This window comes from Streptomyces caelestis (genome assembly GCF_014205255.1).
GTDB lineage: Bacteria > Actinomycetota > Actinomycetes > Streptomycetales > Streptomycetaceae > Streptomyces > Streptomyces caelestis.
In genome coordinates, this window is the sequence record NZ_JACHNE010000001.1 from 406124 (window position 1) to 431358 (window position 25235).

Sequence of the window (25235 nt, forward strand, 5' to 3'; positions counted from 1 at the left end):
CGCACGCCTAAGGTGCCCGCATGGGCTTGGACATCACGGTGCTGGCAGTCGACTGGGAGCGGCTCGAAAGGACACCGTTCGAGGAGCGGTACGCGTTGCTCGAGGACGCCGTCCTGCGCGAGGACGACGAATTCGACTGGGGCGCGGAGCCCGAGCGGGGCTGGGTGTGGCCCGCCGCGTCGGGCGTGCCGTGGTGCGGCCGGTACGAGTTCCACAGCACCACCGGCTCCTACAAGCCGCACTTCTGGGCGGGGCAGGCCTGGGAGGACGTGCGGGAGCATGCCGGGCCTGAACAGCGCGCGCACGTGGACGCGTTCCTGCGAGGCCTCATCTGGGACGACGGCACCGACACCGAGGACGACACGGTCTCCGGCATGTTTCCCGCGGACCCCGATCCCTGGCGCCGTCGGCTGCTGCTCGCCTGCCCGCCCGCGACCGTGTCCGCGCTGGCCGGCCACTGGGCACGGGCCGAGCCCCTGCTGGAGGGCCTGCGCGAGCCGTACGGCGTGCATGCCGCGTGCCCCGGGCGGTGGATCGAGGACTTCGACGAGTTCTCGGTGCTGTTGCGGGAGTGGGGCGTGGTGGTGACGGAGGCCGGCCGGCGCGAGTGGGGGCTGATCGGGCTGCCGTTGTGACGCGGACTCATCCGGTCACCTGTGCCCACAATCCGTTTCCCGGCCGCGTCCGCGGTGAGGCATGATCGGTCGCATGATCAGGTCCGCCACAGTGAACGACGTCCCCGAGATCCGGGCGATGATCCGCGAACTCGCCGCGTACGAACGGGCCGTCGAGCAGGCCCGGGCCACCGAGGAGCAGCTGCGTGAGGCGCTGTTCGGTGAGCACCCGGCCGCCCACGCGCTGATCGCCGAGGACGACGGCACGGGTGAGGCCGTGGGCTACGCCCTGTGGTTCCCGCGCTTCTCGACCTGGACGGGCACGCGCGGCATGCACCTGGAAGACCTCTACGTACGGCCGCGGGCGCGCGGCGCGGGGCACGGAAAGGCCCTCCTCGCCGCCCTCGCCGCGACCTGCCGACGCAACCGTTATGACCGCTTCGAGTGGTGGGTCCTGGCCTGGAACACACCGACGATCGACTTCTACAAGTCGCTCGGCGTGGAACTCCTGGAGGAGTGGAAGGTGTGCCGGCTCAGTGGCGAGCCCCTCAGGGAACTCGCCGCTCAGGCACCGGACGTCGTGAACCCCGCCTCCGACGTGTAGGAGAGACACCCGTGCGAGCCCCTGTGACCGAGGTGATCGAGGCCCACCGTGTGCTGGCACGCCTCGTCGGCCCGCTCGACGACGACCAGGTCCGTGCGGCGTCCGCCCTGCCCGGCTGGTCGCGCGGGCATGTCCTGGCCCATCTCGCCGACAACGCCCGGATGTTCGCCCGTCTCGCGGAACACGCCCTGCGGGGAGAGCTCGTGCCCGCTTACGACGGTGGTGTGGACGAACGCAACGCGATCATCGAGGCCGGCGCGGGCCGCAGTGCCGCCGGTCACCGTGCCGAACTCGCTTCCCGAACGGCGGAGTTGGAGGCGGTCTGGGCCCGTCTCGGCGACGCCGACTGGGACCGTCCGGTGACGTTCCGCAACGCTGATGTCGCCGCGACGGCCTACGCCCGCTGGCGTGAGGCCTGGATCCACATGGCCGATCTGGACCTGGGCGTCCGGCCGGAGGACTGGCCCGTGGAACTGGCCTGTCACGCCATCGACTTCCTGCTGTGCCGACTGCCGGCGGGCACGGGCGTGCGCGCCGAGGACATATCGCGGGAATGGTCCGTCGGCGACCGGACCGGCACGGTGGTCACCGGGCGGGTGCGCGACCTGGCCGCCTGGCTGGCCGGCCGGACACCCGCCACGTCGCCGGTGGCGGCGGAGGGGCTGCCCGCGCTCGGGCCGTGGCCGCCGCATCCGCCGCAGGGCCGTAGGTGATCCGCTCTCAGGTGTCCGTTCCGCAGGACAGCCTCAGCTCGGGTTCGGCGTTCGCGTCGCCCGCCGCCTCGCCGATCACCGCCGTGAACGCCTCGGTGCGGGATCGTCGGGGGTCACACGACAGGTGCGGGCCGGCGGGCGCGCAGTGCGACGGTCAGTGTGTGCGGGCCGAGTCCCCCGATGTAGACGCGGTTACCGGTCGTGGCATCGGTGCCGCCCACCACGGTGTAGTCCTGCCCCGGGTCGTACCGCAGGACGTCGCTCCGGTCCGGGCCGGCCAGTGGTTCGCCCGCCTCCACGCCGGCCTCGATCCGGATTTCGTCGTCACCGACCCGGTAGGTCATCGGCCCGGTCGTCAGGCACCAGCGCCCGTCACCGATCGGTACGGCGCCCTCCGGCACGCCACCCGGCCGGAAGGTCAGTTCGAGGGCCCAGGGCACCCGTGGTCCGCTGATGTCGATCCGCAGGTCGGCACCGTCCTCCCTCAGGTCCACCTCGACGCGGGTCGTGTGGGAGACCTCGTCCCCCGGCCGCTCCGGGAAGGCCATCGCGGCCGAGAAGCGTCCCTCGTCCGCCATCCGGTAGGCGCCGTCGTCCCGTCGCCGGCCCGGCGGGAGCGGCTGGTAGTAGGCGGCCGAGAGGGTTTCGGTGAGCCGGTAGCGGCTGTCGGCGAGCCCTTGCATGTCGGCGGCGCGGAACGGGCCCAGGTCGAAGAACCCCCGGGAGAGGCGGACCGCGTCGAGGACCGCGTCACCGGCGAACAGGCGCAGGAACGTGGGATTGCAGGCGAGGCCCGAGCGGATGCGCCGGTGCTCGGGCACGTCGGAGCCGCCGTAGACCACCGTGTGCGCGGTGGCCGAGGCGCGTACGGCGAGGCCCGCGGTGGTGAGGTACCGCTCGCGCGGCAGCGCCTGTGCGGCCGGTGCCGGCAGGACGCGGCACAGGTCTGGGGTGAGGAGGGTCTCGGCGAGCAGGCCGGGGTCGTCGATGCCGCCGGCGGCCGCCTGCCGCGCCGCCCGGCTGAAGTCGCCCCGGCCGGTGCGGATCGCGAGCAGCCGGTAGTGCGGCAGGTAGGGCGCGAGCGGGAACGGGTGGTGCTGGTCCTGCCGTCGCGAGTGGACGGTCTCCACCGTGCCGTCCGGCCTGATGAGATCCAGGGTCGTGGCGAGATTGCGTTCGACGGCGTCCAGCAGGTCGCCGCGGCCGAGCACGTCGGCCAGCAGCAGCAGCGAAGGGTTGGACACGTGGGCCGCGTAGTTGGCGCTCCGTTCCGAGTACAGGCCCTCCGCGTCGATGTCGACGCCCTCGGCGAGCCACTCCTCGACACGGCCGAACAGCCGGTCGTCGGGGAACGACCGGTGCAGGCGGGCCAGGGCCGCGCACAGCTCCCAGCGGTGGTTGGGAGTGTGCACCCCACCGGTCAGGAGACTTTCGCAGGCGGCGCCGGCGATCCCGGCGAGCGCGGCCGTGACGTCACGCAGTTCCGGCCCCGCGCCCGCGGCGAGGACGTGCGCGTCGCACACGTCGTTGACGGTGAACGCGGAGTCCGGCGGTGACTGCACGTTGTCGCCGCCGGCGAAGAGGCCGGTGGTGGTCTGCGCGGCCCGGAGGGCGCCGAGGTGGGTCATCGTGGCGGCGACGGCCTGCCTGCTGCCGTGCAGCGCCGAGTCCGGGGAACGGTACGCCGCGACCAGAGTCTTCACCCGGCGCGCCAGAGCGCGGTGGGGCACACCGGCGGGTTCTTCGCCGGGGCGGGCCGCCAGCGGGGCGGCCGACCGGTCGGCGGCACCGGCCACCGCGCGGACGAACTCGTGGTCGAGCGGAGTGGGCAAGGTCAGTCCTTCAGTCCGGCATTGATGTTGGCGTTCATGACATAACGCTGGAACACCAGGAAGACGACGATCAAGGGGATCATGGAGATGACCGATCCGCCGAGCACCACCGACCAGTTGATGTTCTGCGCCCCGACGAGGCTCTGGATGCCGATCTGCACGGTGAACTTCTCGGGGTCGTTGAGCATCAGCAGCGGCCAGATGTAGTCGTTCCACCGCCACTGGAACGACAGGATGGCGAGCGTCAGCATGATGGGCCGGGAGATCGGCACCATGATCCGCAGGAAGATCGACAGCTCACGCGCCCCGTCGATGCGGGCGGCCTCGATGAGCTCGTCGGGGACCGTCAGGAAGAACTGGCGGAACATGAAGCATCCGGTCGCGGTGAGCACGGCCGGGAGGATGATGCCGGCGAGCGAGTTGTACAGGCCGAGGTCGCGGACCACCAGGAACTGCGGGGCGAGCATGACCTCGCCCGGCAGCATCGTGGTGGCCAGGATGCCGACGAAGAAGACCTTGAGCCACTTGTTGTCGTACTTGGCCAGCGCGTACCCCGTGCAGCAGCTGACTCCCACCGTGAGGATCGTCGCGAGCACGCACACGATGGCCGTGTTGATGAAGTACTGGGAGAAGTTGGCACTGTCCCACGCCGCCTTGTAACCCGACACGGTGGGGTCTTCCGGAAACAGCGTCAGCGGAAGGGAGAACAGGTCTCCCGCCGGCTTGAAGGAGCTGAGGACGAACCACAGCACCGGCAGCCCGTAGAGGGCCGCCAGGACCCACAGCAGTGTCGTCGCGGGCACCGCGCGCCGAAGCCCGCCGCCGACCGCGCCGCGGGGCCGCTTCCTGGAGACGGCCCGTGCGGAATCGGCGTCGGCCTTGCGCGGCATGTCTGTGGTTGTCATCGGTTCTCCACCCGCCGGTTGACCATCAGCTGGATGATCGCGACGGCCATCAGGATGAGCATGAGCACGAACGACGCGGCGCTCGCGTAGCCGATCTGGCCCGCTTTGAAGCCGGTCTGGTAGATGTACTGAACAAGCAGGTTGTTCGACGTGCCGGGGCCGCCGTTGTTGAGGGAGGCGAACAGCGGGTATTCCTTCATCCCGTGGATCGTGTTGAGCAGGATGACGATGAAGGACGTCGGCGCGATGCTCGGCAGGGTGATGCTGAAGAACTGGCGCCACGGGCCGGCGCCGTCGAGCGCGGCCGCCTCGTAGTACGACACCGGTACGTTCTTGATCGCCGCGATGAACAGCAGCATCGAGAAGCCCGTCCAGGCCCAGGATGCCGCCACCACCACCACGATCAGCGACAGGTCCGCGTTCGACTGCCACGGCACGGCGCTTCCGCCGACCTTCTCGATGAGGTAGTTGACCAGTCCGAAGTTCTCACCGAACAGCCACCGCCACAGGACACCCACGACGATGGGCGACAGAAGCCACGGGATGAAGAAGAAGACGCGGGCGACCGACACGCCCTTGGCGTGCTTGCTCACCAGCACGTTGGCGATGAGCAGCGAGAACACGAAGTTCAGCGGAACGAACAGCACGGTGTACAGCAGCGTCCGGGTCAGCGCGTCGAAGAAGGTGGAGTCCCCGAACAGGTGCTGGTAGTTGTCCAGTCCGACGAACTGGAACGCCCCCACGCCCGTGTAGTTGGTGAAGGAGTAGACGAGCCCGATCACCGCCGGCCAGACGAAGAACAGCGCGAAGAGCACGACATTGGCCGCGATGAGGACGAGCGGCGCAAGGGTGTACTTACTGCGTCTCCTGGGCGGGCTCGCGGACACGTCCGGGGCGCGTTTGGTCATCTTCCTGACTCCGTGCTGGTGGAATGGGTTCCTGTGGGCTCAGTGCATGAGCCCGGCGTCGCGTGGGGGCCCGAGACCGGGCGGCGGTGCCTCGACCCCGCCGCCCGGGCCTGTCGGCCTGCGCTCAGCCGCCGACCTGCTGGTTGTAGCCGGACACGATGTTGTCCAGCGCCTTGTCGACCGACTGCTGGCCGTTGATCGCCTTGCCGAGCTCCGTCTTGGTCGGGTCCTCGGTGAGGCTCTTGCCCTTCAGCACCCAGTTCGTCTGCGCGGTGTTGAAGTAGCCTGAGATCGGGGCGTAGAGCGGGATCGACTCGTTGTACAGCTTGAACGCCGCCTGCGCCGCCTCGGACTTGAAGGGGTACTTCGGGTTCAGACCGCTCTCGACGGGCAGGAACCCGGACGCCTCGCACAGCGCCTGGTAGTGGGCCGGCTCGTACAGCCAGGACAGGAACTTCTCCGCGGCGGCGGCCGCGTCGCCGTTGTTGTTGAAGCCCACCGTCATGCCGCCGCTGTTGACGTCGCTGGCCTGCACCGGCTCGGCGGGAGTCGGGACGCTCGCCCAGTCGAACTTCTTGATGCTCTCCGCGAAGGCGGGCACCTGCCACACGCCGGACCAGTAGGCGACCACGTCACCGCTCTGGAACATGGCCGACGGGTCGGCGCCGCTGGTCCACACCGACTTCGGCATGGTCTTGTCGTCGTTCATCTCGACGAAGCGCTTCACGGCCTTCTTGGTCGCGGCGTCCACCGAGAACTTGCCGGAGGAGTCCGCGTGGACGTACTTCCCGCCGAGCTCGTACACCATGGCGCGGAGCCGGGAGGGCGACTGGTCGAACGTGAGGGAGTACTTGGCGTCGGTCTTCTCCCGGACCTCGTCCGCCGCCTTGATGAATTCGGTCCAGGTCCAGGTCTTCTGGGGCGAGGTGGGGACGGAGACGCCGGCCTTCTTGAACAGCGTCTCGTTGATGAACAGTCCGGACGCGGTGATGTCCGAGGGGATGGACAGCACCTTCCCGGACGAGTCCTTGGCGATGAAGTTCTTGTTGATCTTGTTGCTCTTGTTGTTGGCGATGGAGCCGAGGTCGATCAGCTTGTTCGCCCAGATCGGGTCCAGCTTCGGCACTGCCGCCACGTCGGGCAGGGAGTTCGCCTGCGCGGCGTTGCGCAGCTTCGCGTCGTAGCCGTCGTAGGGAATGTTGACGAGGTTGACCTTGACGCCGGTTTCCTTCTTGTACTGCGCCACCATCTTCTTCCAGCCCGCGTCCTGTCCCGGAACCGTGGAGATCCAGAACGTCAGCGACTTGGAGGTCCCGCCCGAGCCGGATTCCGACCCGCCGCAGGCGGAGAGCAGAAGGGCACCTGCCGTGGCCACGGCAGCGAGGGGAACCACGCGGCGTATGCCGCCACGGCCGAGTCGGCGGGAGCGCCGCACACCCACACTGGTCATCTTCGATCCCTTTTCGTCGTAGCGGAGGAAGCACGGCGCCAGCCGAGGCGGCACGGGTGCAGTCTGCGGGAAAATTCGCTTTCCGGGGGCACGGCCTCGCCCGGCCGCGACGCCTTGACGGGTGGGGTCCCCGGCCATGTCGGCCGGCGTCGCACAAGCACGCCCTCGTGCGGCTGCCGTACTTCTCGTACGGGCGGGAGGCTCACCCGGAGTCGGCGTCCCGGCCGACTCAGAAAGCGCTTGTCCGGACATTGGCAGACCGATGGCGCAGCCGTCAATGCTTCGCCCGTACAGCTCCGGTCACGGTTTGAATTCCATGGGCGACCGCGAGCCTGCTGGCGCCCGCCACCGTGCCGGTGTCGCCCACCACGCTGCTGACCACCTCGGTGGGCCAGCTCAGCCGGGCCAGCTCGGCCCGCACACCGGGCAGGAGCTGCGGATCCGCGCCGGTGCCGCCGCCCAGCACGATCAGCCCGGGGTCCAGTACGGCGGCGACGGCGGCGGCGAGCCGGCCCACGTCGGCGGCGTGCGAGGCGACCACGGCACCAGCCGTGGCATGCCCCTGCCCGGCCAGGGCGAGGAGCCGCTCGGCGGTGCGCGGGCGGGGCCCGTCACCGTCCTGCCAGGCCTCGGCCGCCCGGCGGAGCAGGGTGCGCGAGCCCATGCGCTGCTCCAGGCCCTCGTGGCGCGGGGCGCGGTCGTCGTCCCAGGGGTAGGGCAGCCGGGCCACTTCACCGGCGGCGCCGTTCGCACCGCGCAGCACCCGGCCGCCGATGACGACGGCGAGTCCGATGCCGACGCCGATGCGCAGGTAGCCGAAGGTGTCGCGGCCGACAGCGGCGCCCTCGTGGAGCTCGGCGAGGGCGGCGCAGTTGACGTTGTTCTCCAGGTGGACGGGGACGCCCTCGGGCAGGGCGACGGCCATGGCGTCGAAGACGGGTCCGGCCTTGGCGGTCGCGGGGCGCTCCCCGGCGCGGTCCCGTATGGGGACGTCACCGACGGCGACCACGACGGCCCGCAGCGGGGCCCCGGCGGGCAGGGCGTCGAGGACCTTGCGGACGGTGTCGGCGGCCTCCGGCCGGGACCCGGTGCCCTCGGCGAGCAGCGTGCCGTCCAGGGCGCAGCCGCGCACCCGCGTCACGGCGGGCCCCAGGTCGACGGCGAGCACGGCGCCGGCGGCCGGCCCGAGACGGTAGATCGCGGCGCTGCGGCCGGTACCGCCGAAGGCCCTGCCGGAGTGGGCGGCGAGCTCGACGGCCTCCAGCTCGGCCACGGCGGAGGAGACGGTCGGCTTGGAAAGGCCCGCACCGGCCGCCAGCTGGGGGCGGGTGGCCGTGCCCGTCCCGGCCAGTACGTCGAACACCACACGGGCACTCTCACTCAGGCGCATGGTCTCCCCAGGTCGTGCTGCGGCCGTGCAGGGCGGCGGCAAAGGTCGCGCGGCATCGGGATTCCGTGCCTCTTGACGCGCACCCTACTTCGTTAGTTAACTTCCTAACGAACTCCACGGTACTCGCCTGCCGTGGCCCGCAGAAGCCCGTCCCGGGGCTTCCCTACCTCTTCAACTGGCGTGGTCCGACGCACGGTTCGCCTGCCGTCGCCGTGACCGCGCAACGACGAAAGAGGACCCGTGCAGGACTCCACGCCTTACGTGGTCGGTATCGACGTGGGCGGCACCAAGACGCATCTGCGTGCCCTCGCGGGCGGCGAAAGCGTCGTCGACCGTGTCAGCAGCAGTGCGGGTTGGCGGCCGCACGAGCCCGGGGCCGCGGCCGGCCGGCTGGCCGCGCTGGTCCGTGACGCCCTGCCGGCGGACGCACTCCCGTCCGCCGTCGCCGTGGGCGGTCACGCCTGCGAGACGCCACGCCAGTGCGAAGCCATCCGGGCCGAGCTCCAGGAGCGGCTCGGGGTGCCGGCGCTGGTCGTGGGCGACGCCGAACTGCTCGTTCCCGCCGCCGGGCTGGACAAGGGCGTCGGTCTGGTCGCCGGTACCGGTTCGGTCGCGGTGGGGCGGCTGCCCGACGGCGGTCCGGTCCAGGTCGGTGGCTGGGGCGCGGTGCTGGGCGACGAGGGCGGCGCGGCCGGACTCGTACGCGAGGCCGCGCGGGCCGTCTGGGCGGCGCACGACCGCGGCGAGGAGCCCGACGCACTCGCGACCGGTCTGGTCGCGGCCTTCGGCGTGGCCGAGGTGCCCGCGCTGGGCGCCGCGCTGGAGGCCGCCACGGACGTCTCCGGCGAATGGGGCCGGCACTCCCCCGTGGTGTTCGCCGCCGCCGGGGCGGGCTCACCGCTCGCCTCGGCCGTGATCGCCGACGGCGGCCGGGCGCTGGCCTCGCTCGTCGTACGGCTCGCCGGGCGCGGGGTCCCGGTGGACGACGTGGTGGTGGCGGGCGGCACGGTGCTCGCCCAGCCCGCGCTGTACGAGGCGTTCACCTCCGCGCTCGCCGAGTCCCTGCCCGCAGCCCGCCCCCAGCGGCTGCGCGTGCCGCCGGTCGAGGGCGCGGTGGCGCTGGCCCGTTCGCTTCTGTGAGCCGGGCGGACGCCGTTCACGTTCCGGACACCGGCTCGTGGCCGATCCCTCTCCGAAGGGTCACGACACGGCCGTAGATCTTCGCTCGTCACTCGACAGGTGCCCCACAAGCCGTCAAAGGCGCCACGAGTCGCACACGATCGCACGTCCTTCCCCGGCCGCACGGCTGGAAGAACCCGTCGCAGAACTCAAGAGAGGCACACGCATGCCGTCACCAGCCGGGCCCATCGCCACCGCGTCCGTCAACCGGCGGGGCTTCCTCAGGACGTCCCTGGGCGCCTCGGCCGGTCTGCTGGCCGCGCCCGCCGTCGCCACGTGGCTCGCCGCCGCCGACGCGAAGGCCGCCACGGGCCCCGCCGCGTTCGTCGACGACTACAAGTCGAACGTCCTGACGAACCAGACCCCCGAGACCAACGCGGTCCTCCGGATCCTGGGCGGCATGTCCCAGGTGTGGAAGACCGGCGACGCCTGGGACACCGGCCGGGTCCTGGACCCCGAGGTGCTGCGCGCCAACATGCGCTACTGCGCCCGGGTCACGACATCCCGCACCGAGGCGCAGGCGAAGGAGGCCTTCCTCTACGACCGCCAGCACCAGAGCTACGCCATGATCGGCGGCCTTGGTCCGCTCGCCGGCCTGTACAAGTCCGGTGCCAAGGCGGTCACGTCGATCACCAGCGCCCCGGACGGCACGCCCCCGGGGAAGATCAGCGACACCCTGCCCTCCGACGCCCCTGCCGGATCCGCGCTCGGCGCGGGCTCCCACGAGTCGGAGCTCGGCACGGTGGCCAAGCTGGTGGACACCGTGCGCGGGCCGTTCGCCTCGGGCAACCCGGCCAAGTTCGCCTTCCAGTACCCGCGTCCGTGGCGGATGAACGAGGACAGCGAGGTCGTCGACACCGGGAAGAAGGACGCCCTCGGCTACCCGGTGTACGACTCGGACGTGGTCGTGGCCCCGCAGCTGCTGCGGCAGCGCTCCGAGAACCCGGAGGAGGACGGCGGGTTCCCGAGCGGCCACACCAACGCCTTCCATCTGGCCGGGCTGGCCTACGCCTACGCGGTGCCCGAGCGTTTCCAGGAACTGGTGACGCGGGCGTTCGAGCTCAGCCACACCCGGATCATGTCGGGCATGCACTCCACCGTCGACGTCATCGGCGGCCGGATCATGGCGACCGCCCTGACCGCGGCGACGCTGGCCGACCCGGCGAACGCGGAGCTCAAGGCGGCGGCCCGCGCCCAGGCCCTCGCCTACTTCACCCAGAAGACCGGCACGACGGCGGACACGCTGTACGCCTACGCCCACTCGGACGCCGATGACACCTACGCCGACCGCGACGCCAACGCCCGTGCGGTCGGGCACCGGTTGACGTACGTCCTCCCCCGCCGCGGCCCCAAGGACCCACTCACCGCGCCGAAGGGCGCGGAGGTCCTGCTGGAGACGCGGCTGCCGTACCTGAGCGCGGCCCAGCGCCGCGAGGTACTGCGCACGACCGCGCTGCCCTCCGGATACGTCCTGCTGGACGGCTTGGAGCAGTGGGGCCGGCTGAACCTGTTCGCGGCGGCGGACGGGTACGGCGCCTTCGACACCGACGTCACGGTGACGCTGGACGCGGCGGCCGGGGGCTTCCACGCGGCCGACAGCTGGCGCAACGACATCGAAGGTGACGGCGGACTGACCAAGCGCGGCACGGGCAGGCTCACCCTGACCGGCCACAACCGGTACCACGGCGGGACCGTCGTCGAGGACGGCACGCTGGTCGCCGCCTCGCCGAACGCCCTGGGACAGGGCGACGTCCGGGTCACGGGCGGCACACTGCGCGCGGACAAGGTCCTGCGGGTACGCGGCTCGTACGTCCAGGAGGGCGAGTCGACGCTGGAGCTGCTGCTGCGCAAGGACCACGGCCCGGCCCTCACGGTGAGCCGGCGCGTGCTGCTGGGCCGGGGCAGCGTGCTGTCGCTGCGGCTCGACGCCGAGCGGCCGCCGGTCGCGGGGACGACCGTCCCGGTCCTGTCGGCTCCGGGGCTGCGCGGCCGGTTCGACCATGTCGAGCTGGACTCGACGACGCTGCGGGCCGTGCCCGTCCACACCGCTGACGGTCTGTCGGTGCGACTCGTCAAGCGGTGACGCCCCGGGCGGCGGGGGCTGATGCAGAGTGGGTCCATGAGGGGCCTCTGGATCACTCCCGCCGTCCCGCGGCCGCTGTCTCTCCCGCCGCCGTCGCCGGCGGGGGCCACGCGGCGGTGCCGCGGACGGTGGCCGCTGCCGCTCCTCGTGGCCCTGCTGCTCGCGCAGATGGCCTTCGCCATGGTCACCACCGCCGTGCGGCAGACCCCGACGATCGACGAACCGGTGTACGTGGGCGCCGCAGTCGAGTACACGCACGAGCACCGGCTGCGCCACAACCCCGAGCACCCGCCGCTCGGCAAGCTCGTCATCGGCGCCGGGGTGGCTCTCGCGGATCCGCGTGTCGACCCGTTCTTCACCGGGGAGCAGGGCGCGGTGGGGCGGCATCTGCTCTACGAGACGGGCAACGACCCGTGGTGGCTGATGCTGTGGGCCCGCCTCCCGGTGATCGCGCTGACGCTGCTGTTCGGGCTGGTCGTCTTCGCCTTCGCCCGTGAACTGTCCGGTACGGCCGGGGCGTTGGCCGCGCTCGCCCTGTACTGCTTCTCCCCCGACGTCATCGCCCACGGCTCGCTCGCCACGCTCGACGTGCCGGCCGCCGGGTTCGTACTGACGTCGTCGTGGCTGCTGTGGCGGGCCCGCCGCGGGCCCCGGCTGTGCGTGCCGCTCGCCGGGGTGGCGCTGGGAGCGGCCCTGGCCACGAAGATGCACACGCTTCCCGCCGTACCGGTGCTCATGGCGCTGGCCGCCATGTCGGTGTGGCACGCGTCGGCAGGTGGCCGCAGGCGGGATGCGGGACGGGTTCTGGTGCGGGCGGTCGCCGGTGCGGGAGTCCTGGCTGTGGCGGCGGTCGCCGTCGTGTGGGTGACGTATCTGATGGTCGATCCGCGGCTGCGCTGGAACCCGGAGCAGCATGTGCCGACCGTGCGGGGGCTGCGGGGGCTGCTGGTCGAGGCGCTGCCGTTCCCGGAGGCGTACCGGGACGGGATGCGGATCCAGTTCGGGCTGGAGAACCGGCCGTGGCAGGGGTTCCTGTTCGGCCGGTTGTACTCGGGCTCGCTCTGGTACTACCTGCCGGCCGCGCTGCTGGTGAAGACACCGCTCGGGACGCTCGCGCTGTGGGCCGCCGGGGCGGTCGTCGTGGTCGCGGTACGCCGCCTGCGGCCGGCCGCGCCCTATGTACTGGCCGCACCTGCGGTACTGCTGGCGGCGGCCATGCAGGGGGCGCGGGACCTCGGCACTCGGTACGCCGTCTTCCTGCCGCTGTTTCTCGCGGTGGCGGCCGGTTGCGTTCTCGTGGTGCGGCGGCGGTGGGTCCCCGTGATGGTGGGGGCGCTGGTGGCGTTCGTCGCGGCCGGCTCGCTGCGTGCGTACCCCTACTACCTGCCGTACTCCAACGAGGTGTTCGGCGGACCGGGCAGGACGCGGGAGTTCCTGCACGACTCCAACGTGGACTGGGGGCAGGATCTGGGGCGGCTCGCGGAGCGGCTGCGGGAGCGGTATCCGGGTGAGCGGGTGTGGCTGGTCTACAAGGGCAGTGGGGTGCCGTCCTTTTACGGCATCCGGGCCCGCGATCCGCGTGGCGTGCCGGTCGGTGACGTGCGGGGGGTGCTGGCGGTGTCGGACTCGGCGGCCGCGAAAGCGACGGGGCGGCTGGCCGAGTTGATCGGCAGCAGCCGCCCCGTTGACGACGTCGGGCACTCCATCACGATCTATCGCCGTTGAGCGCTTGAGAGCGCTTCAGTGGGACGCGTGGAAGAAGCCGTCCGTGCTCACGTGCTGCATGACGCGACTGGCCACGCGATAGCGTCCGTTGGGCACGTCGGGGCACTTCGCAACGTGTACCGCGAGCGGGCCCGCGAACTCGTAGCCCCTGCGTTCCGCGTGTTGGGACAGGCTGTCGGTGAGGGCCTGGCCCACGCTCGTGCCGTGGCGCGTCAGTTGGTCGTGCACCTCGTCGGGGAGTTCCACGTCGTAGGCGTTGGGGACCATGACCCGGCCCGCCCGGCACACCACGGCGTTGTCGTCGCACTCCTGCCGCAGGGCGTCGACGACCTCGACCGGTTCCTTGTCGAGGACCCGCGCCCACAGGGCCTCCCATCGGTTTTCCAGTGTCTCCTCCAGCGCGCTCAGGGCGCCCATGCGGTCTCACCTGCCGGTACGTCGTCGGTTCGGTTGCGGTGGCGGGGGGTGTGCTAATGCTGGTCGTAGTCGTCGGGCCGCACCTCGGCCTCCTCCAGGGCCTCGCGCATCGTGCGGCCGGTCGCACCCGGCGGCCGGGACTGGTGCTCGTCCTGGCGTTCCAGGACCTCGTCCGTGCTCTCCGTCTTCGGCCGGTTCTCCTCGGGGACGGTCATGACGATGGCTCCTCGTCCGTCGTGTCGGGGTCTTCTGCCACGGAGGGTTTCCGCCCGGCGCCGGGTATCCACCTGCGGGGCACCTCATGCACTCTGTGAAGAAGCCCTGGTCACCACGGTGCTTGAGCTATGTTGAACGTCCGTGGGAGACGAAGGAGGCGCACCGGTGCCATCGCCGCAGCAGGCACGCGCACAGGCATCCGCGATCACCTCGGGGAAGTCCGCACCCGAAGCGGAGGTCTCCCCGTCCGCCCGGCTCAGGGCGCTCTTCGACCGGCCCCGGCTGTCCCCGGGCCAGCGGCGCATCGCCCAGTACCTGATCGAGAACATCACCGAGGCGGCGTTCCTGTCCATCACGGATCTCGCGGACCGGGTCGGCGTGAGCCAGCCGTCGGTGACCCGGTTCGCCTCCGCGGTCGGCTTCAGCGGTTACCCGGCGCTGCGGGAGAAGCTCCAGTCGATCGCGCTCGGCACCCTCGCGGGCGGCGGCCCGGCCGAGGAGAACCGGGGCAACGAGCTCCAGGCGGCGGTCGACGCCGAGATCGAGAACCTGGAGAACCTGCGGCGGGACTTCGCCGACCCGAACCTGGTGATCGACATCGGCCGCAAGCTGGCGTCCTCGACCCCGCTGACGGTCCTCGGCCTGCGCATCTCCGTCTCGCTGGCCGAGTACTTCGCCTACGCCGCCCGGCGGATCCACCCGGACGTACGGCTCGTGACGCGGGGCGGCAGCGTCGCCTACGACGCCCTGCTCCAGTCGCGCGAGGCGGGCGGCACCTGGGTGCTGGCGTTCTCCATGCCCCGGCACGCCCAGGAGACCCTGACGGCCGTCCAGGTCGCGCGGGGCGCCGGGCTCAAGGTCGCCCTGATCACCGACCTGGCGCTCGGGCCGCTCGCGGACGAGGCCGACGTCGTCTTCTCCCTCGGAACCGGATCGCGCCTGGTCTTCGACTCCTACGCCGCCCCGGGCGTGATGTGCTCGGCGCTGCTCCAGGCCATGACGGACGCGGACCCGGAACGGACGCAGGCGCGGCTGGAGGAGTACGAACAGGTCGCCGACCAGCATCAGTTCTTCCTCCGCGACTGAGCGGCACGCACCCAGGCAGGCATCGGGTCCACACAAGGGGACCATCCACAACAAAGCGCGCATGAATGTTTTCATGCGCCTTGAAAACCGGATGGCATATATAAATACTGCTCACGGATCGCGACCCGGCCGTTCCGGATCCGTTCCGCACCCGAGAGGCCGGCTCCTACCCGCTTCGGCGTCCCGGGTGTCCGTGGCGGCCCCGGTCATCCCCTAGGCCGGGGCCGCCCCGACCCGTCGTCCACCCTTCACGACGCCGCACACCCGGAAGCGATGATCATGCCCCTGACGTCCACGCGCATCAGCCCGGACTGGCCCTGCCAGGTCAAGACCCCCGGGAGCTACGACTGGGAGCGCTCGGCGGCCAAGTGGCTGCGCGAGCTGGTGCCCGCGCGCTACGCCGGCTACCCCGTGTTCGTCCGCCACCCCGTCCTCCTCGCCCGGCACGCCCAGATCCAGGTCCAGCAGGAGATCAGGGTGGCCCGCACCGCTCTCCAGACCGCCCGGGCCGACCTGCCCGGACTCGGTCTGCACGAGGGCGTCATCGAGCACACGATCAAGCTGTACGCGGCCGAGCTCATGCAGTTGCAGCACATCGCGCGCAGCGTCCGGGCAGTCACCCAGGCTCTGGTGGAGGCCGGCCGCCAGCCGTGACCGCAGGGGCATGATCCGCGTCGTGCGTGGCACACGTGAGCGGATGAGCACCACCGAAGTCCGGCACCGCGAGCCGGTGACCACGGTTCTGACCTGGCAGGTGCGTCCCGGCCGGGAGCGGCAGTTCGAGGAGTGGACGCACGGCATCACCCGCTGCGCCAGACAGTTCCCGGGCAATGAGGGCGTCTCCTGGCTCACGCCCGAGGACGGCCACCGCTACCACGCCGTGCTGCGCTGGTCCGACCAGCACCGGCTCGCCGCCTGGCTGGAGTCCGAGGAGCGCGCGCACTGGCACCGGCGGATCGAGGACGTCGCCACCGAGGTCAGCAGCGAGCGCCAGTCGACGACCGGGATGGAGACCTGGTTCAGCCTGCCCGGCACCACCGTGCAGGCCCCGCCCCGGTGGAAGATGGTCTTCACGACGTTCCTCGGCGCCTACCCGTTCACCCTGCTCATCCAGTGGCTGGTGACGCCGCACACCACCGGCTGGCCGCTGCCGCTGCGGGCCGCCGTGTTCCCGCTGGTGCTGCTGCCGGTACTGACGTATCTGGTCATGCCGAGGCTCAGCCGGCTCCTGCGGCTGTGGCTGTATCCCCGCGATGGCCACTGACGGCTTCGGAGACTGATGTGACGGACGTGGCACATGGGGCCGCAGTGATGTGGAAGCGGTTCGTGCGCACAAGCCCGTCTTCGAACAGGCCGGGGTATGCGATGCTCAACGCGTGACGAGCGAGCCCGTGACCCCGGCGGAGCCCGGTGCCGCACCGGACCTGGTCGAACTGGCCAAGATCGTCGCCCGGCAGCGTGCCGAGCTGGACCGGCTGCGCGACCAGGCGGCCATGTCGGCTGTCGTGGAGCGGGCCAAGGGCGCGGTGATGGCGCTGACCGGGTGTTCCGCGGACGCGGCGGACGAGTGGTTGCTGCAGCGGGCCAAGGCGGCGCGCCACACCCTGCTGGAGGAGTGCTGGATCACGCTGGGATCCCTGGCGCCCGCCTCACCCGGCCCGGGTGAGGCGACCGAGCCCGCCGGCCCCGGCACCACCGGCTTCGGCTCCGATGTCCTGCCGGAGACAGCCGCGCCGGACGATGTCGCCATCGCCCTGGCCCGCCTCGGGCAGGCCCTCGTTCGGGTGATGACACCGCACGACCTCGCCCGGTGTCTGCTGGAGCATCTCGCGCCCGACATGGCGGCGGACACGGTCATGATCTACGCCCGCCGGCCCGACGGCGGACTGGAACTGATCGGGCACGCCGGCATCGACGACCGGCTGGCCGCCCAGTGGAGCCAGGTGCCGCCGCTGAGCGGGCTCGCGGCGCTGGACGCGCTGCGGACGGGCGAACCGCGCTGGCTGGAGGACCTCGCCCCGGACGAGCGGCGGGACCCGCTGCTCGGGGACCCGCCCGAGCGGTGGCGGTCGCGCGCCTGGCTGCCCGTGCCCGCCACGGGCTCGGCCGAGGTCTGCATCGGCGTGCTGCGTGGCCGCGCCGGGTCGTTCACGCCCCGCGACCGCGCTCATCTGCGGGGCGTCGCCGGGCTGTGTGCCGGGCGGCTGCGCGCCTTCGACGCGCCGCCCGAGCGGGCCGAGGACGCCGCCACGGACGCGGTGCAGGCGCTGTTCGACGCACTGCCGATCGCGGCGATGCTGCTCAGCCCGCTGCGGGCCGCGTCGGGCGAGACCGAGGACTTCCGGGTGGAGGCCGCGACCTCGCGGGCGGGTGACCTGCTGGGCCGCCCCGGTGAGGAACTGGCCGGGCGGCGGCTGCTGGAGTTCCGGCCGGCGTTGGCGCACGAGCCGCTGTGGCAGGGCTGCCTGCACACACTGGCCACCGGGGAGCCGTACGAGAGCGAACCGTTCGCGCACGAGGAGGTCGTGGCGGGCATCGCGGCGCTGTCGACGTACTCGGCGCGGGTGGCGCAGCTGGAGGACACGCTGGTCGTCACCTGGATCCGGCACGGCTCCTCCGACCGGCAGGAGCAGCGGCTGGCGGATGTCCAGAGGCTGGGCAACCTCGGCTGGGCGAACTGGAGTCTGGCCACGCAGGAGGCCTCCTGGTCGACCCAGGTGTTCGCCGTCTTCGGCCGGGACCCCGCGCACGGCCCGGTGCCGCTCACCGAGCTGCCGGAGCTCGCGCTGCCCGAGGACGCCCCTGCGCTGACCCGTGCCGTCCGGGCACTCGTCCAGGAGGGGCGGGCGTTCGACCTGCCGTTCCGGGTCAGGACGAGCGGTGGCATCCGGCATCTGCGTCTCGTGGCGGAGACCGTGGCGGACATGCACGGCACGCCCGTCGAGGTGCACGGTGTCGTCCAGGACATGACGGCCCGGCGGAGGGCGGAGCTGGCCCTGGTCGAGAGCGAGCAGGCGATCCTCACGCAGCACGACGTGCTCCAGGCCGAGCGGACCCTGGCGGCCCGGCTCCAGCACGCGCTGCTGCCGCTGGCCAACCGGCCGGTGCATCTGGCGGGACTGCGCGTCGAGGTCGCCTACCTGCCCGCCCAGTCGGATGTGCACGTCGGCGGTGACTGGTTCAGCGCCGTGGAACTGCCCGAGGGGGACGCGCTGCTGGTGGTCGGCGACGTCGCCGGGCACGGTGTCGACGCCGTCGCCACGATGGCGCAGCTCCGCTTCACCGCGAAGGGCATGGTCATCACGGGCTCGTCGCTGACCGGCGCGCTGGCCCGGCTGAACACGCTGCTGCTGCACTCCCGTGATTCCCACGCGACGGCCACGATGGTGCTGGCCCGGTACGAACCCCGGCAGCGCCGTCTGGTCTGGGCCCAGGCGGGGCATCCCCCGCCCCTGCTTCTGCGGGACGGCGAGGTGCGGTATCTGAGCCGGCCCAGGGGCACGTTGCTCGGCGCGACCACGGCGCCGGTCTTCGGGGAGGCGGAGTGCCGTCTCCTGCCGGGCGACCGGCTCATCCTGTTCACCGACGGTCTGGTCGAGCACCCTCCGGAGAGCATCGACCGGGGCCTGGGACGTCTCGCCGATGCCGTGACGGCCGCACACGCTGCCGGGTCGGGATCACTGGGGCAGTTGCTCGCGCAGATGCTGCCGGACGAGCGGCGGGACGACGTGTGCGTCGTGGACGTCCGGGTTCCGAGGGTGCGCGAGGCGTAGGGACGGCCCTTTCACCGTTCCGGCCCGGGCGAGGACCACCTCAGTCGACCGGGTGACCGGGCTCGATGGTGTGAGCGCCGGAGAGGCGCAGCAGCGGCCCGTCGTACGCCTCGTCTCCGCCCCACTCGACCGGGTCGAGGACGAAGCCGATGTGGTCGCCGCCGCCCGCGCGCGTCACGATCCGGCCGACGAACCAGGCCGGTGCGTCCTCCAGCACGACGGCCCCGCCGTACGCCTCCCGCAGGCGGACGCCCTCGAACTTGTCCGTCCGGTCGCCGGTCTGCCCGCCGAACCGCTCGGCGAGGCCGTGCTGTTCACGGGCGAGCAGGTGCACGGCGAGCACCTCGGCGTTCCGGGCCACCCGGAACGTGTGGTTCAGCTCGGACAGCCACACCACGAACCGCACGGGCCGCAGCGAACACTGCGAGGCGAATCCGACCAGGCACCCCGCCCGTTCACCGCCCGCGACGGCCGTGACCACGTACATATCGGGATCCAGCCGCCCGATGAACGCGTCCAAGCCCGCCATGCCCACACCACTTCCTCACCCTCGCAGCCACTGTCGCCTTCGGCATCACCTCACCATGCCCGGGTTGCGGGTGCCATCCCGGGGGATGCCCCGGGGCCGGTGCCGGCTTGGGGCGACGCCGTCGGGCCGGCGGGGGCGTACCGGGGTCGGTGCCGCTGGACGGCCGGTGTCGCCCGGTTTCGGGCCGGCCCTCGTCTGAGGGGGCCGGCGTCCGGGCGGGGCGACGTCCGGACGGGGCGGGCGGCGCCGTGAGGCCGACGGGTGCCGCCCGGCGGAGGGTGCCGCCCAGCTCCAGCCCAGCTGACGACCGGGCGGTCCGGCCACCCGGGCCGGGCGCGTCCGGGCCGGCCTGGCGACCCGCCAGGCCGAAGGGTGCGATCCGGCAGACCGTGCGGCCCGGCCCCGGGCCAGCCCAGGACCCGGCGGTCCGGCACCCGGGTCGCGCACCGTCCGGCGGGCCGGTGCCGACCAACTCCGGGCCAGCCCACGACCCGGCGGTCCGGCACCCGCGCCGGGCTACAGCCAGGCCGGCGCAAGTAGCGGCCTACGTGCGTGCCGTCCGGCGCCTGTGCCTGTGCCTGTGCCTGTGCCTGTGCCTGCCGCGGGATTGCCCCTTGCCGGCGATGCCGCCCGGCGGCAGGGGCAGGTCAGTCGGTGTTCGGTGGTGTGCGGGACTCCAGGGCGAGGCGGGTGTCGTTGCCGTAGACGCCGGTTTCGTCGCCGCGGATGCCGTACCAGAGCTGGAAGCGGGCGACCGCAGCGGTCAGGGTCGGGTCGTAACGGCCGCTGGTGGAGCCGTCCCGGTAGACGTCCGGGATGCGCAGGAGGCGTTCCTGGAGTTCGGTCACCTCGGGGCCGGTGGCTCCCTCGCGGAGGGTGCCGGGGCCGTCGGGGTCGACGGCGGGCGGGGTGGGTGTGGGGGCGGGGGCGGAAGTGGAGGTGGACGTCGTGGGGCGGGGAGCGGGCGCCGCCGCCTTGTCGTCGGTGCTCTCGCCGGGGAGCAGGAAGGCGGCACCGGCGAAGCCGATCACCGCGGCCGCGGCGACGGCGATCGCGACGGCGGTGCGGCGCGGTCCTGATCCTGGCCCGGCACGGCCGTATCCGTTCTCACGGGTGAGGGGCGGGAGTTCCTGGGTCAGATCCTCGGAGCCGGCCGGCGGCCGGGGCATCGCGACGGACTCGTAGCCCCTGGTTTCGTTGCCGACCGGCGCGGAGCCGATCTCCTCGCGGTACTCCCGCATCAGTTCCGCGAGTGCGTCGGTGCGGCGGAGCCGCAGGACACGGATGGGTTCGAGGGCGGGGCCCTCGTGCGGCCGCCGGGGCTCGGACGGTGTCGACACGCTGCTCTCCTTCCGTCCGGGCTCGGGGGCGCCCGTCTTCGGGGATCGTCCTGCCGCTAGATACGCGGCTGCCGCGCCACGGGTTCAGAGGGAACTCGGTTCCTCCCGAGGAGTGCACTGAGTGCCATGCATACCCTTCCGGGTGCTACGTTCCCGCTCATGAGCTCCGAGAAAGCCGACGCCGGGACCGGAAAGCCGCCCATGCGGGACGCCCTGGTGGCGGCGGCCTTCCGGCTGTTCCTCGAACGGGGTTACGAGCAGACCACCATCGACGACATCGTCACGCTCGCCGGGGTCGGACGGCGCTCGTTCTTCCGCTACTTCCCGTCCAAGGAGGACGTGGTCTTCCCGGACCACGAGCGGTGCCTGGCCGACATGACGGCCTTCCTCGCGGCGGGCTCCGACGACGAGGAACCCGTGCGGCGGGTCTGCGACGCGGCCCGGCTCGTGCTGCGGATGTACGCCGAGAACCCGACGTTCTCCGTACAGCGCTACCGCCTCACCAAGAAGGTCCCGGGCCTGCGCGCCTACGAACTGTCGGTGGTGTGGCGCTACGAGCGTGCCCTCGCCGAGTATCTGCGCCGGCGTTTCGCGGCCCGCCGGGACGGCACCCTCCAGGCCGATGTGATCGCGGCGGCGGTGGTCGCGGCCCACAACAACGCGCTGCGCTCCTGGCTGCGTTCGGACGGGCAGGGCGACGCGAGCGCGACGGTGGACCACGCGCTGGCGTACGTGCAGTCCGCGTTCGGGGGCACGCCGGTGGTTCCGGCCGGGGAGCAGCCCGAGGACGTGGTGGTCGTCGTCTCGCGGCGCGGTGCGCCGTTGTGGCGGGTCGTGCAGGAGATCGAGTCGACGCTGGGACGGGGCTGAGGTCCCCACATTCGAGGGAACGGAGTGCCTTTACGAGTGGCACTGAGTGCCATACTCTGTGCTGCGTGCACGGTGGCACGGCGAACCGGGCACACCTGTGCGCGGGCGACCGCGCACACGGGATTCCGGCCGAGTGCAGGGAGTTGACCAGCGTGTACCACCACTCAGGAAGCGTCGCTCAGCAGGCAGCCGGCTCCCCGACGGGTCTGCTCGACCCGAAGGGCCCGGCCGCGGAGGCCATCCTCTTCCAGCGCTGCACCTGGTGCGGCACCGCCATGTACCACCGGGTGCTGTGTCCGGTCTGCCGGGGCAGCGAACTGCGGACGGAGCGCAGCGAGGGCGTGGGCACCGTCCGCCATTCCACCGTGGTGCACCGCAACACCCCGGCGGCCCGTAACGTCTCCCTGATCGAGATGGCCGAGGGCTTCGTCGTACGCGGCCGGGTCATGGGCCCGCTCATCGGCATCCACAGCGGGGACCGGGTGCGGCTGTCCACCGCCAAGGACCCGGTACGGGGTGAGCCGGTCTTCCAGCTGATCGACGAGCCGTACCGGGCCTGGACCTGACGGGCGGTCCGCTCACCGGATCCCGGGGAGCAGTTCGCGGGTAGGCACGGGCCGTCCCGTCTCGAAGCTCCGGTTGGCCGCGAGACCGACCGCCAGGGCGAGTGCCCCGTCGCGTTCGGTGGCCGTCGGGTGGACCGCCGCGGCGGTGTCCGCCGGGCGGGCGCGATCGGCGGGGCCGAACAGCGCGTCGAGCATGCGCGGGTCGCCGCCGCCGTGGGCCTCGTGGGCGACCGCGAGCGGCACGTCGACCGGGGGCCGCCACAGCGGGCGCAGGGTGAGGCGGGCGCCGCCCGCGTGCTCCGCCGCCGTGTCCCCGTGCACGGCACCCGCGGCCGAGGTGACCCGGGTCAGGGGCGGCTGCCAGCGGCTCTCCTCGACCTCCAGTTCCAGCCGGCCCGCGCTGCCGTTGAACATCACCCGGTAGCCCTCCCACGGGGAGTAGGCGGTCAGGTGGTACGTCATCGTCGCGCCGCGCGCGTAGCGCACCAGGACGGACATGTCGTCCTCGATGGTGATCGGCCCGTCGAAGACGTTCCGGTCGCGCAGGTAGCCGTCGTCGTGTTCGGCGTCCAGGTAGAGGGCGCGCAGGGTGTCGTTGGCCGCGAGGTCCAGGGCGAAGGGGTCGTCGGCGGCCCCGTCGGCGCCGTGGGCGCGGTCGTAGTCCCGGCGCAGTCCGTGCCGCTCCCCCGCCTCGCGGCCGTAGAAGCCGAGCCGCCCGTAGCCGAAGGCCTCCCGGGGCTCGTCGGCGAGCCACCAGTTCACCAGGTCGAAGTGGTGCGAGGACTTGTGCACCATCAGGCCGCCGCTGTGGTGCTTCTCGCGGTGCCAGCGGCGGAAGTAGTCGGCGCCGTGCCGTACGTCGAGCAGCCACTCGAAGTGGACCGACAGCACCTCGCCGATCGCGCCCTCGGCGAGCAGGGCGCGGACCTTCTCGTGCACGGGGTTGAAGCGGTAGTTGAAGGCGACGGTCAGGGAGTTGCCGGTCTCCCGGACGGTGTCGAGGATGCGGGCGCAGCGCTCGGCGTCGACGGTCATCGGTTTCTCCGTGACGACGCGGCAGCCCGCCTTCAGGGCCGGGACGATGTAGCGGTCGTGCTCGGCGTCGACGGTCGTGACGACGACCTCGTCGATGTCCTCCTCGGCGAGCAGGTCGGTGAAGCGGTCGGGCTCCCACGTGACGGCGGCCGGCGCGCCGGCCTCGGTCAGCAGCCGGTTGTGGAAGGCCATCCGCGTCGGGCTGGGGTCGCACAGCGCGGCCACGAGGTGGCCGGGGCGCTCGGCGAGGCCCCGGGTGAACAGCTGGGCCCGGTGGCCCGTGCCGACGACGGCTGCGCGCAGGACGGGAATTCGGCTCATGACAGGTGGTCTGTCCCGGGGACGGGCCGTCCACTCCCCCGGGCCGAAAGCGCTTGCTACAACCGGGTCAGCGAGTGAGGGTGACGCGGATGCCCACGGTGCCGTCCAGGCCCCGGCGCAGACGGCTGCCGAGCAGGGTGAGCCGGCCGGTGAGTCCGTACTTGCGGGCGATCAGCTGCCGGTAGCGGGCGGTGGTGGCCGGATCGCAGATCTCCGCCGTCGCGGGCACCTGTTCGCCGGTGGGGTTGCCGCGCAGGTCGCAGGGGCCGACCAGGACGTCGGCGCGGTTGCGGATCCGCTTCACCTTCCAGGAGTCGGCCGACGTCCAGGCGCCGAGCGCGTCCCCGTCGCGCACCACCCAGACCGGGGTGGCGACCGGCGTACCGTTTCGGCGGTAGCTGGTGATCAGCAGGTGCTTGCCCGCGCCCAGTCCGGCCGGCGCACTGTCGTCCATGGCGGGCAGTGTACGAGCACGACCCGCGCGGCGTACCAGCGGGTTTCAGCGCAGGGCAGCGGCCATGCGCCGCACCGCCTCCCCGATCACCTCGGCCGAGGTCGCCAGGTTGAAGCGGACGTGTCCGGCGCCGCCGGTGCCGAAGGGCAGGCCGGAGTTGAGGGCCACGCGGCCGCGGTGCAGGAAGGCGTCCGCCGGGTCGTCGCCGAGGCCGAGCGCGCGGCAGTCGAGCCAGGCGAGATAGGTGGCGCCGCCCGGGCGGTAGCGGATCGCGGGCAGGTGCTCGGCCAGCAGGTCCGCGAGCAGCCGCCGGTTGACGTCGAGACCGGGCAGCAGGGCGTCCAGCCAGGCGACGCCGTCGCGCAGGGCGGCGGTGTGGGCGATGATCCCGACGTGGCTCGGGCCGTGCCCGACCTCCTCGGGCATCCGGGCCAGGTCAGCGCCGGCCCCGGGCCCGGCGATCGCGAGGGCGGCCTTGAGCCCGGCCAGGTTCCACGCCTTCGAGGCCGACATCAGCGACAGTCCGCGCTCGGCGCCCGGCACGCTCAGGTACGGCACGAAGTCCGTGCCGCCGACCACGAGCGGCGCGTGGATCTCGTCGGCGACGACGCGGACGCCGTACCGCTCGGCCAGCGCGGCGACGGCGGACAGTTCCTCGGCCGTGTGCACGGTGCCGGTCGGGTTGTGGGGGCTGCACAGCAGGTAGGCGGCCCGTCCGCCGCCCGCCACCGCCTGCCGGAAGGTCTCCTCCAGGAGGCCGAGGTCGATGCGCCCGTCCGCCCCGAGCGGGGCCTCCAGCACGCGCCGGTCCATGTGCTCGACGAACTGGTAGAACGGCGGGTACACCGGCGGGTTCACGACCACCGCGTCCCCGTACCCGGTGACCAGTTTGAGCATCTCGACGACGCCCAGCATGACGTCGGGCACGAGCGCGGTGCGCTCCACGGCGAGCCCGTCCCAGTTCCACCGCTTCCCGGCGAAGGCGGCCAGTGCCTGAGCGTAGGCCGTGCCGACGGGGTAGCCGGTGTCGCCGAGGTCGAGCGCGTCGGTGACGGCGCGCACGACGGGCTCGGCGAGCGGCACGTCCATCTCCGCCACCCACAGGGGCAGCACGTCCTCGGGGTAGGCGCGCCACTTCATGCTCGTACGGCGGCGGAGACGGTCGAGAGTCAGGGCTTGCAGGGGATTCGGTTCACCGGACGTCTCGTGCGGGATCCTGGTCATG

The 25235-nt window shown here is 72.2% G+C and carries 24 protein-coding genes; 12 read left to right on the forward strand and 12 right to left on the reverse strand.

What is annotated here, in order from left to right; translation table 11 throughout:
• Nucleotides 1-20: 20 nt before the first annotated feature.
• The 3 genes from HDA41_RS01810 (at nt 21) to HDA41_RS01820 (ending at nt 1931) form a co-directional block, all read left to right on the forward strand.
• On the forward strand, nt 21-635 hold the full coding sequence (locus HDA41_RS01810) for a hypothetical protein (RefSeq protein WP_184979972.1): 615 nt from the start codon (nt 21-23) through the stop codon (nt 633-635).
• Nucleotides 636-708: 73 nt separating this feature from the next.
• Entirely contained in the window at nt 709-1218 is a 510-nt protein-coding gene (locus HDA41_RS01815) for a GNAT family N-acetyltransferase (RefSeq protein ID WP_184979974.1), read from the forward strand.
• Between the two features lie 11 nt (nt 1219-1229).
• Nucleotides 1230-1931, forward strand: a complete 702-nt coding sequence (locus HDA41_RS01820; protein ID WP_184979976.1) for a maleylpyruvate isomerase family mycothiol-dependent enzyme — start codon at nt 1230-1232, stop codon at nt 1929-1931.
• A 113-nt stretch (nt 1932-2044) separates the two neighbouring features.
• Here the strand turns inward: HDA41_RS01820 and HDA41_RS01825 are convergent, their stop codons facing one another.
• The 5 genes from HDA41_RS01825 to HDA41_RS01845 all read right to left on the reverse strand — a co-directional run bounded on the left by HDA41_RS01825 (nt 2045) and on the right by HDA41_RS01845 (nt 8416).
• Nucleotides 2045-3763: a hypothetical protein gene (locus tag HDA41_RS01825; RefSeq protein ID WP_184979978.1), complete on the reverse strand. Its 1719-nt coding sequence runs from the start codon at nt 3761-3763 to the stop codon at nt 2045-2047.
• Nucleotides 3764-3765: 2 nt separating this feature from the next.
• Complete coding sequence (locus tag HDA41_RS01830; RefSeq protein ID WP_184979980.1) at nt 3766-4668, reverse strand: carbohydrate ABC transporter permease; 903 nt, start codon at nt 4666-4668, stop codon at nt 3766-3768.
• Nucleotides 4665-5576 carry a carbohydrate ABC transporter permease gene (locus tag HDA41_RS01835; protein WP_184979981.1) on the reverse strand — a complete coding sequence of 304 codons (912 nt, stop codon included), beginning with the start codon at nt 5574-5576 and terminating at the stop codon, nt 4665-4667. The genes HDA41_RS01830 and HDA41_RS01835 overlap by 4 nt, the downstream gene beginning before the upstream one ends.
• Nucleotides 5577-5700: 124 nt before the next feature.
• Complete coding sequence (locus HDA41_RS01840) at nt 5701-7026, reverse strand: extracellular solute-binding protein (protein ID WP_184979983.1); 1326 nt, start codon at nt 7024-7026, stop codon at nt 5701-5703.
• Nucleotides 7027-7300: 274 nt separating this feature from the next.
• Nucleotides 7301-8416 (reverse strand): ROK family protein, encoded by a 1116-nt coding sequence (locus HDA41_RS01845; RefSeq protein WP_184979985.1) that lies wholly within the window; start codon nt 8414-8416, stop codon nt 7301-7303.
• 240 nt (nt 8417-8656) lie between these two features.
• On the opposite strand from HDA41_RS01845, the gene HDA41_RS01850 reads away from it, so the two are divergent.
• The 3 genes from HDA41_RS01850 to HDA41_RS01860 all read left to right on the forward strand — a co-directional run bounded on the left by HDA41_RS01850 (nt 8657) and on the right by HDA41_RS01860 (nt 13403).
• Entirely contained in the window at nt 8657-9556 is a 900-nt protein-coding gene (locus tag HDA41_RS01850; protein ID WP_184979987.1) for an N-acetylglucosamine kinase, read from the forward strand.
• A gap of 205 nt (nt 9557-9761) precedes the next feature.
• Complete coding sequence (locus HDA41_RS01855; RefSeq protein ID WP_184979989.1) at nt 9762-11678, forward strand: phosphatase PAP2 family protein; 1917 nt, start codon at nt 9762-9764, stop codon at nt 11676-11678.
• A gap of 36 nt (nt 11679-11714) precedes the next feature.
• Nucleotides 11715-13403: a phospholipid carrier-dependent glycosyltransferase gene (locus HDA41_RS01860; protein WP_376706761.1), complete on the forward strand. Its 1689-nt coding sequence runs from the start codon at nt 11715-11717 to the stop codon at nt 13401-13403.
• Nucleotides 13404-13418: 15 nt separating this feature from the next.
• Here HDA41_RS01860 and HDA41_RS01865 read toward each other — a convergent pair whose 3' ends face one another.
• Nucleotides 13419-13820: a DUF3662 domain-containing protein gene (locus tag HDA41_RS01865; protein ID WP_184979993.1), complete on the reverse strand. Its 402-nt coding sequence runs from the start codon at nt 13818-13820 to the stop codon at nt 13419-13421.
• Nucleotides 13821-13873: 53 nt separating this feature from the next.
• Nucleotides 13874-14035 carry a hypothetical protein gene (locus tag HDA41_RS01870; protein WP_184979995.1) on the reverse strand — a complete coding sequence of 54 codons (162 nt, stop codon included), beginning with the start codon at nt 14033-14035 and terminating at the stop codon, nt 13874-13876.
• A gap of 166 nt (nt 14036-14201) precedes the next feature.
• Here HDA41_RS01870 and HDA41_RS01875 point away from each other — a divergent pair, with 166 nt between their 5' ends.
• The 4 genes from HDA41_RS01875 (at nt 14202) to HDA41_RS01890 (ending at nt 18895) form a co-directional block, all read left to right on the forward strand.
• Nucleotides 14202-15122, forward strand: coding sequence for a MurR/RpiR family transcriptional regulator (locus tag HDA41_RS01875; protein ID WP_184979997.1), 921 nt, complete (start codon nt 14202-14204; stop codon nt 15120-15122).
• 273 nt (nt 15123-15395) lie between these two features.
• Nucleotides 15396-15776: a hypothetical protein gene (locus HDA41_RS01880; protein ID WP_184979999.1), complete on the forward strand. Its 381-nt coding sequence runs from the start codon at nt 15396-15398 to the stop codon at nt 15774-15776.
• A 43-nt stretch (nt 15777-15819) separates the two neighbouring features.
• A complete protein-coding gene (locus HDA41_RS01885) occupies nt 15820-16386 on the forward strand; it encodes an antibiotic biosynthesis monooxygenase (RefSeq protein ID WP_184980001.1) in 567 nt (188 codons plus the stop codon).
• A 112-nt stretch (nt 16387-16498) separates the two neighbouring features.
• Nucleotides 16499-18895 (forward strand): SpoIIE family protein phosphatase, encoded by a 2397-nt coding sequence (locus HDA41_RS01890; RefSeq protein WP_184980003.1) that lies wholly within the window; start codon nt 16499-16501, stop codon nt 18893-18895.
• Between the two features lie 40 nt (nt 18896-18935).
• Here HDA41_RS01890 and HDA41_RS01895 read toward each other — a convergent pair whose 3' ends face one another.
• Nucleotides 18936-19424 carry a flavin reductase family protein gene (locus HDA41_RS01895; RefSeq protein ID WP_184980005.1) on the reverse strand — a complete coding sequence of 163 codons (489 nt, stop codon included), beginning with the start codon at nt 19422-19424 and terminating at the stop codon, nt 18936-18938.
• Between the two features lie 647 nt (nt 19425-20071).
• Nucleotides 20072-20764, reverse strand: coding sequence for a peptidoglycan-binding domain-containing protein (locus HDA41_RS01900; protein WP_184980007.1), 693 nt, complete (start codon nt 20762-20764; stop codon nt 20072-20074).
• 201 nt (nt 20765-20965) lie between these two features.
• Here HDA41_RS01900 and HDA41_RS01905 point away from each other — a divergent pair, with 201 nt between their 5' ends.
• Together HDA41_RS01905 and HDA41_RS01910 are read left to right on the forward strand one after the other, a co-directional pair.
• A complete protein-coding gene (locus HDA41_RS01905) occupies nt 20966-21634 on the forward strand; it encodes a TetR family transcriptional regulator (RefSeq protein ID WP_184993061.1) in 669 nt (222 codons plus the stop codon).
• A gap of 152 nt (nt 21635-21786) precedes the next feature.
• A complete protein-coding gene (locus HDA41_RS01910) occupies nt 21787-22200 on the forward strand; it encodes a Zn-ribbon domain-containing OB-fold protein (RefSeq protein WP_184993063.1) in 414 nt (137 codons plus the stop codon).
• Nucleotides 22201-22212: 12 nt separating this feature from the next.
• On the opposite strand, the gene HDA41_RS01915 is transcribed toward HDA41_RS01910, so the two are convergent.
• The 3 genes from HDA41_RS01915 to HDA41_RS01925 all read right to left on the reverse strand — a co-directional run bounded on the left by HDA41_RS01915 (nt 22213) and on the right by HDA41_RS01925 (nt 25234).
• Nucleotides 22213-23556, reverse strand: coding sequence for a Gfo/Idh/MocA family protein (locus HDA41_RS01915; RefSeq protein ID WP_184980009.1), 1344 nt, complete (start codon nt 23554-23556; stop codon nt 22213-22215).
• A gap of 67 nt (nt 23557-23623) precedes the next feature.
• Entirely contained in the window at nt 23624-24010 is a 387-nt protein-coding gene (locus HDA41_RS01920; RefSeq protein ID WP_184980011.1) for a PPOX class F420-dependent oxidoreductase, read from the reverse strand.
• Between the two features lie 45 nt (nt 24011-24055).
• Nucleotides 24056-25234 carry a MalY/PatB family protein gene (locus HDA41_RS01925; protein WP_184980013.1) on the reverse strand — a complete coding sequence of 393 codons (1179 nt, stop codon included), beginning with the start codon at nt 25232-25234 and terminating at the stop codon, nt 24056-24058.
• Nucleotide 25235 lies beyond the last annotated feature (1 nt).

Coding starts and splice junctions, on each gene's coding strand:
- HDA41_RS01860 (WP_376706761.1), top strand. CDS start 11,715: ATGAGGGGCCTCTGGATCACTCCCGCCGTCCCGCGGCCGCTGTCTCTC.
- HDA41_RS01920 (WP_184980011.1), bottom strand. CDS start 24,010: ATGGACGACAGTGCGCCGGCCGGACTGGGCGCGGGCAAGCACCTGCTG.
- HDA41_RS01815 (WP_184979974.1), top strand. CDS start 709: ATGATCAGGTCCGCCACAGTGAACGACGTCCCCGAGATCCGGGCGATG.
- HDA41_RS01840 (WP_184979983.1), bottom strand. CDS start 7,026: ATGACCAGTGTGGGTGTGCGGCGCTCCCGCCGACTCGGCCGTGGCGGC.
- HDA41_RS01855 (WP_184979989.1), top strand. CDS start 9,762: ATGCCGTCACCAGCCGGGCCCATCGCCACCGCGTCCGTCAACCGGCGG.
- HDA41_RS01895 (WP_184980005.1), bottom strand. CDS start 19,424: ATGGCGGGCTTGGACGCGTTCATCGGGCGGCTGGATCCCGATATGTAC.
- HDA41_RS01905 (WP_184993061.1), top strand. CDS start 20,966: ATGCGGGACGCCCTGGTGGCGGCGGCCTTCCGGCTGTTCCTCGAACGG.
- HDA41_RS01810 (WP_184979972.1), top strand. CDS start 21: ATGGGCTTGGACATCACGGTGCTGGCAGTCGACTGGGAGCGGCTCGAA.
- HDA41_RS01870 (WP_184979995.1), bottom strand. CDS start 14,035: ATGACCGTCCCCGAGGAGAACCGGCCGAAGACGGAGAGCACGGACGAG.
- HDA41_RS01925 (WP_184980013.1), bottom strand. CDS start 25,234: ATGACCAGGATCCCGCACGAGACGTCCGGTGAACCGAATCCCCTGCAA.
- HDA41_RS01830 (WP_184979980.1), bottom strand. CDS start 4,668: ATGACAACCACAGACATGCCGCGCAAGGCCGACGCCGATTCCGCACGG.
- HDA41_RS01885 (WP_184980001.1), top strand. CDS start 15,820: ATGAGCACCACCGAAGTCCGGCACCGCGAGCCGGTGACCACGGTTCTG.
- HDA41_RS01880 (WP_184979999.1), top strand. CDS start 15,396: ATGATCATGCCCCTGACGTCCACGCGCATCAGCCCGGACTGGCCCTGC.
- HDA41_RS01865 (WP_184979993.1), bottom strand. CDS start 13,820: ATGGGCGCCCTGAGCGCGCTGGAGGAGACACTGGAAAACCGATGGGAG.
- HDA41_RS01835 (WP_184979981.1), bottom strand. CDS start 5,576: ATGACCAAACGCGCCCCGGACGTGTCCGCGAGCCCGCCCAGGAGACGC.
- HDA41_RS01915 (WP_184980009.1), bottom strand. CDS start 23,556: ATGAGCCGAATTCCCGTCCTGCGCGCAGCCGTCGTCGGCACGGGCCAC.
- HDA41_RS01845 (WP_184979985.1), bottom strand. CDS start 8,416: ATGCGCCTGAGTGAGAGTGCCCGTGTGGTGTTCGACGTACTGGCCGGG.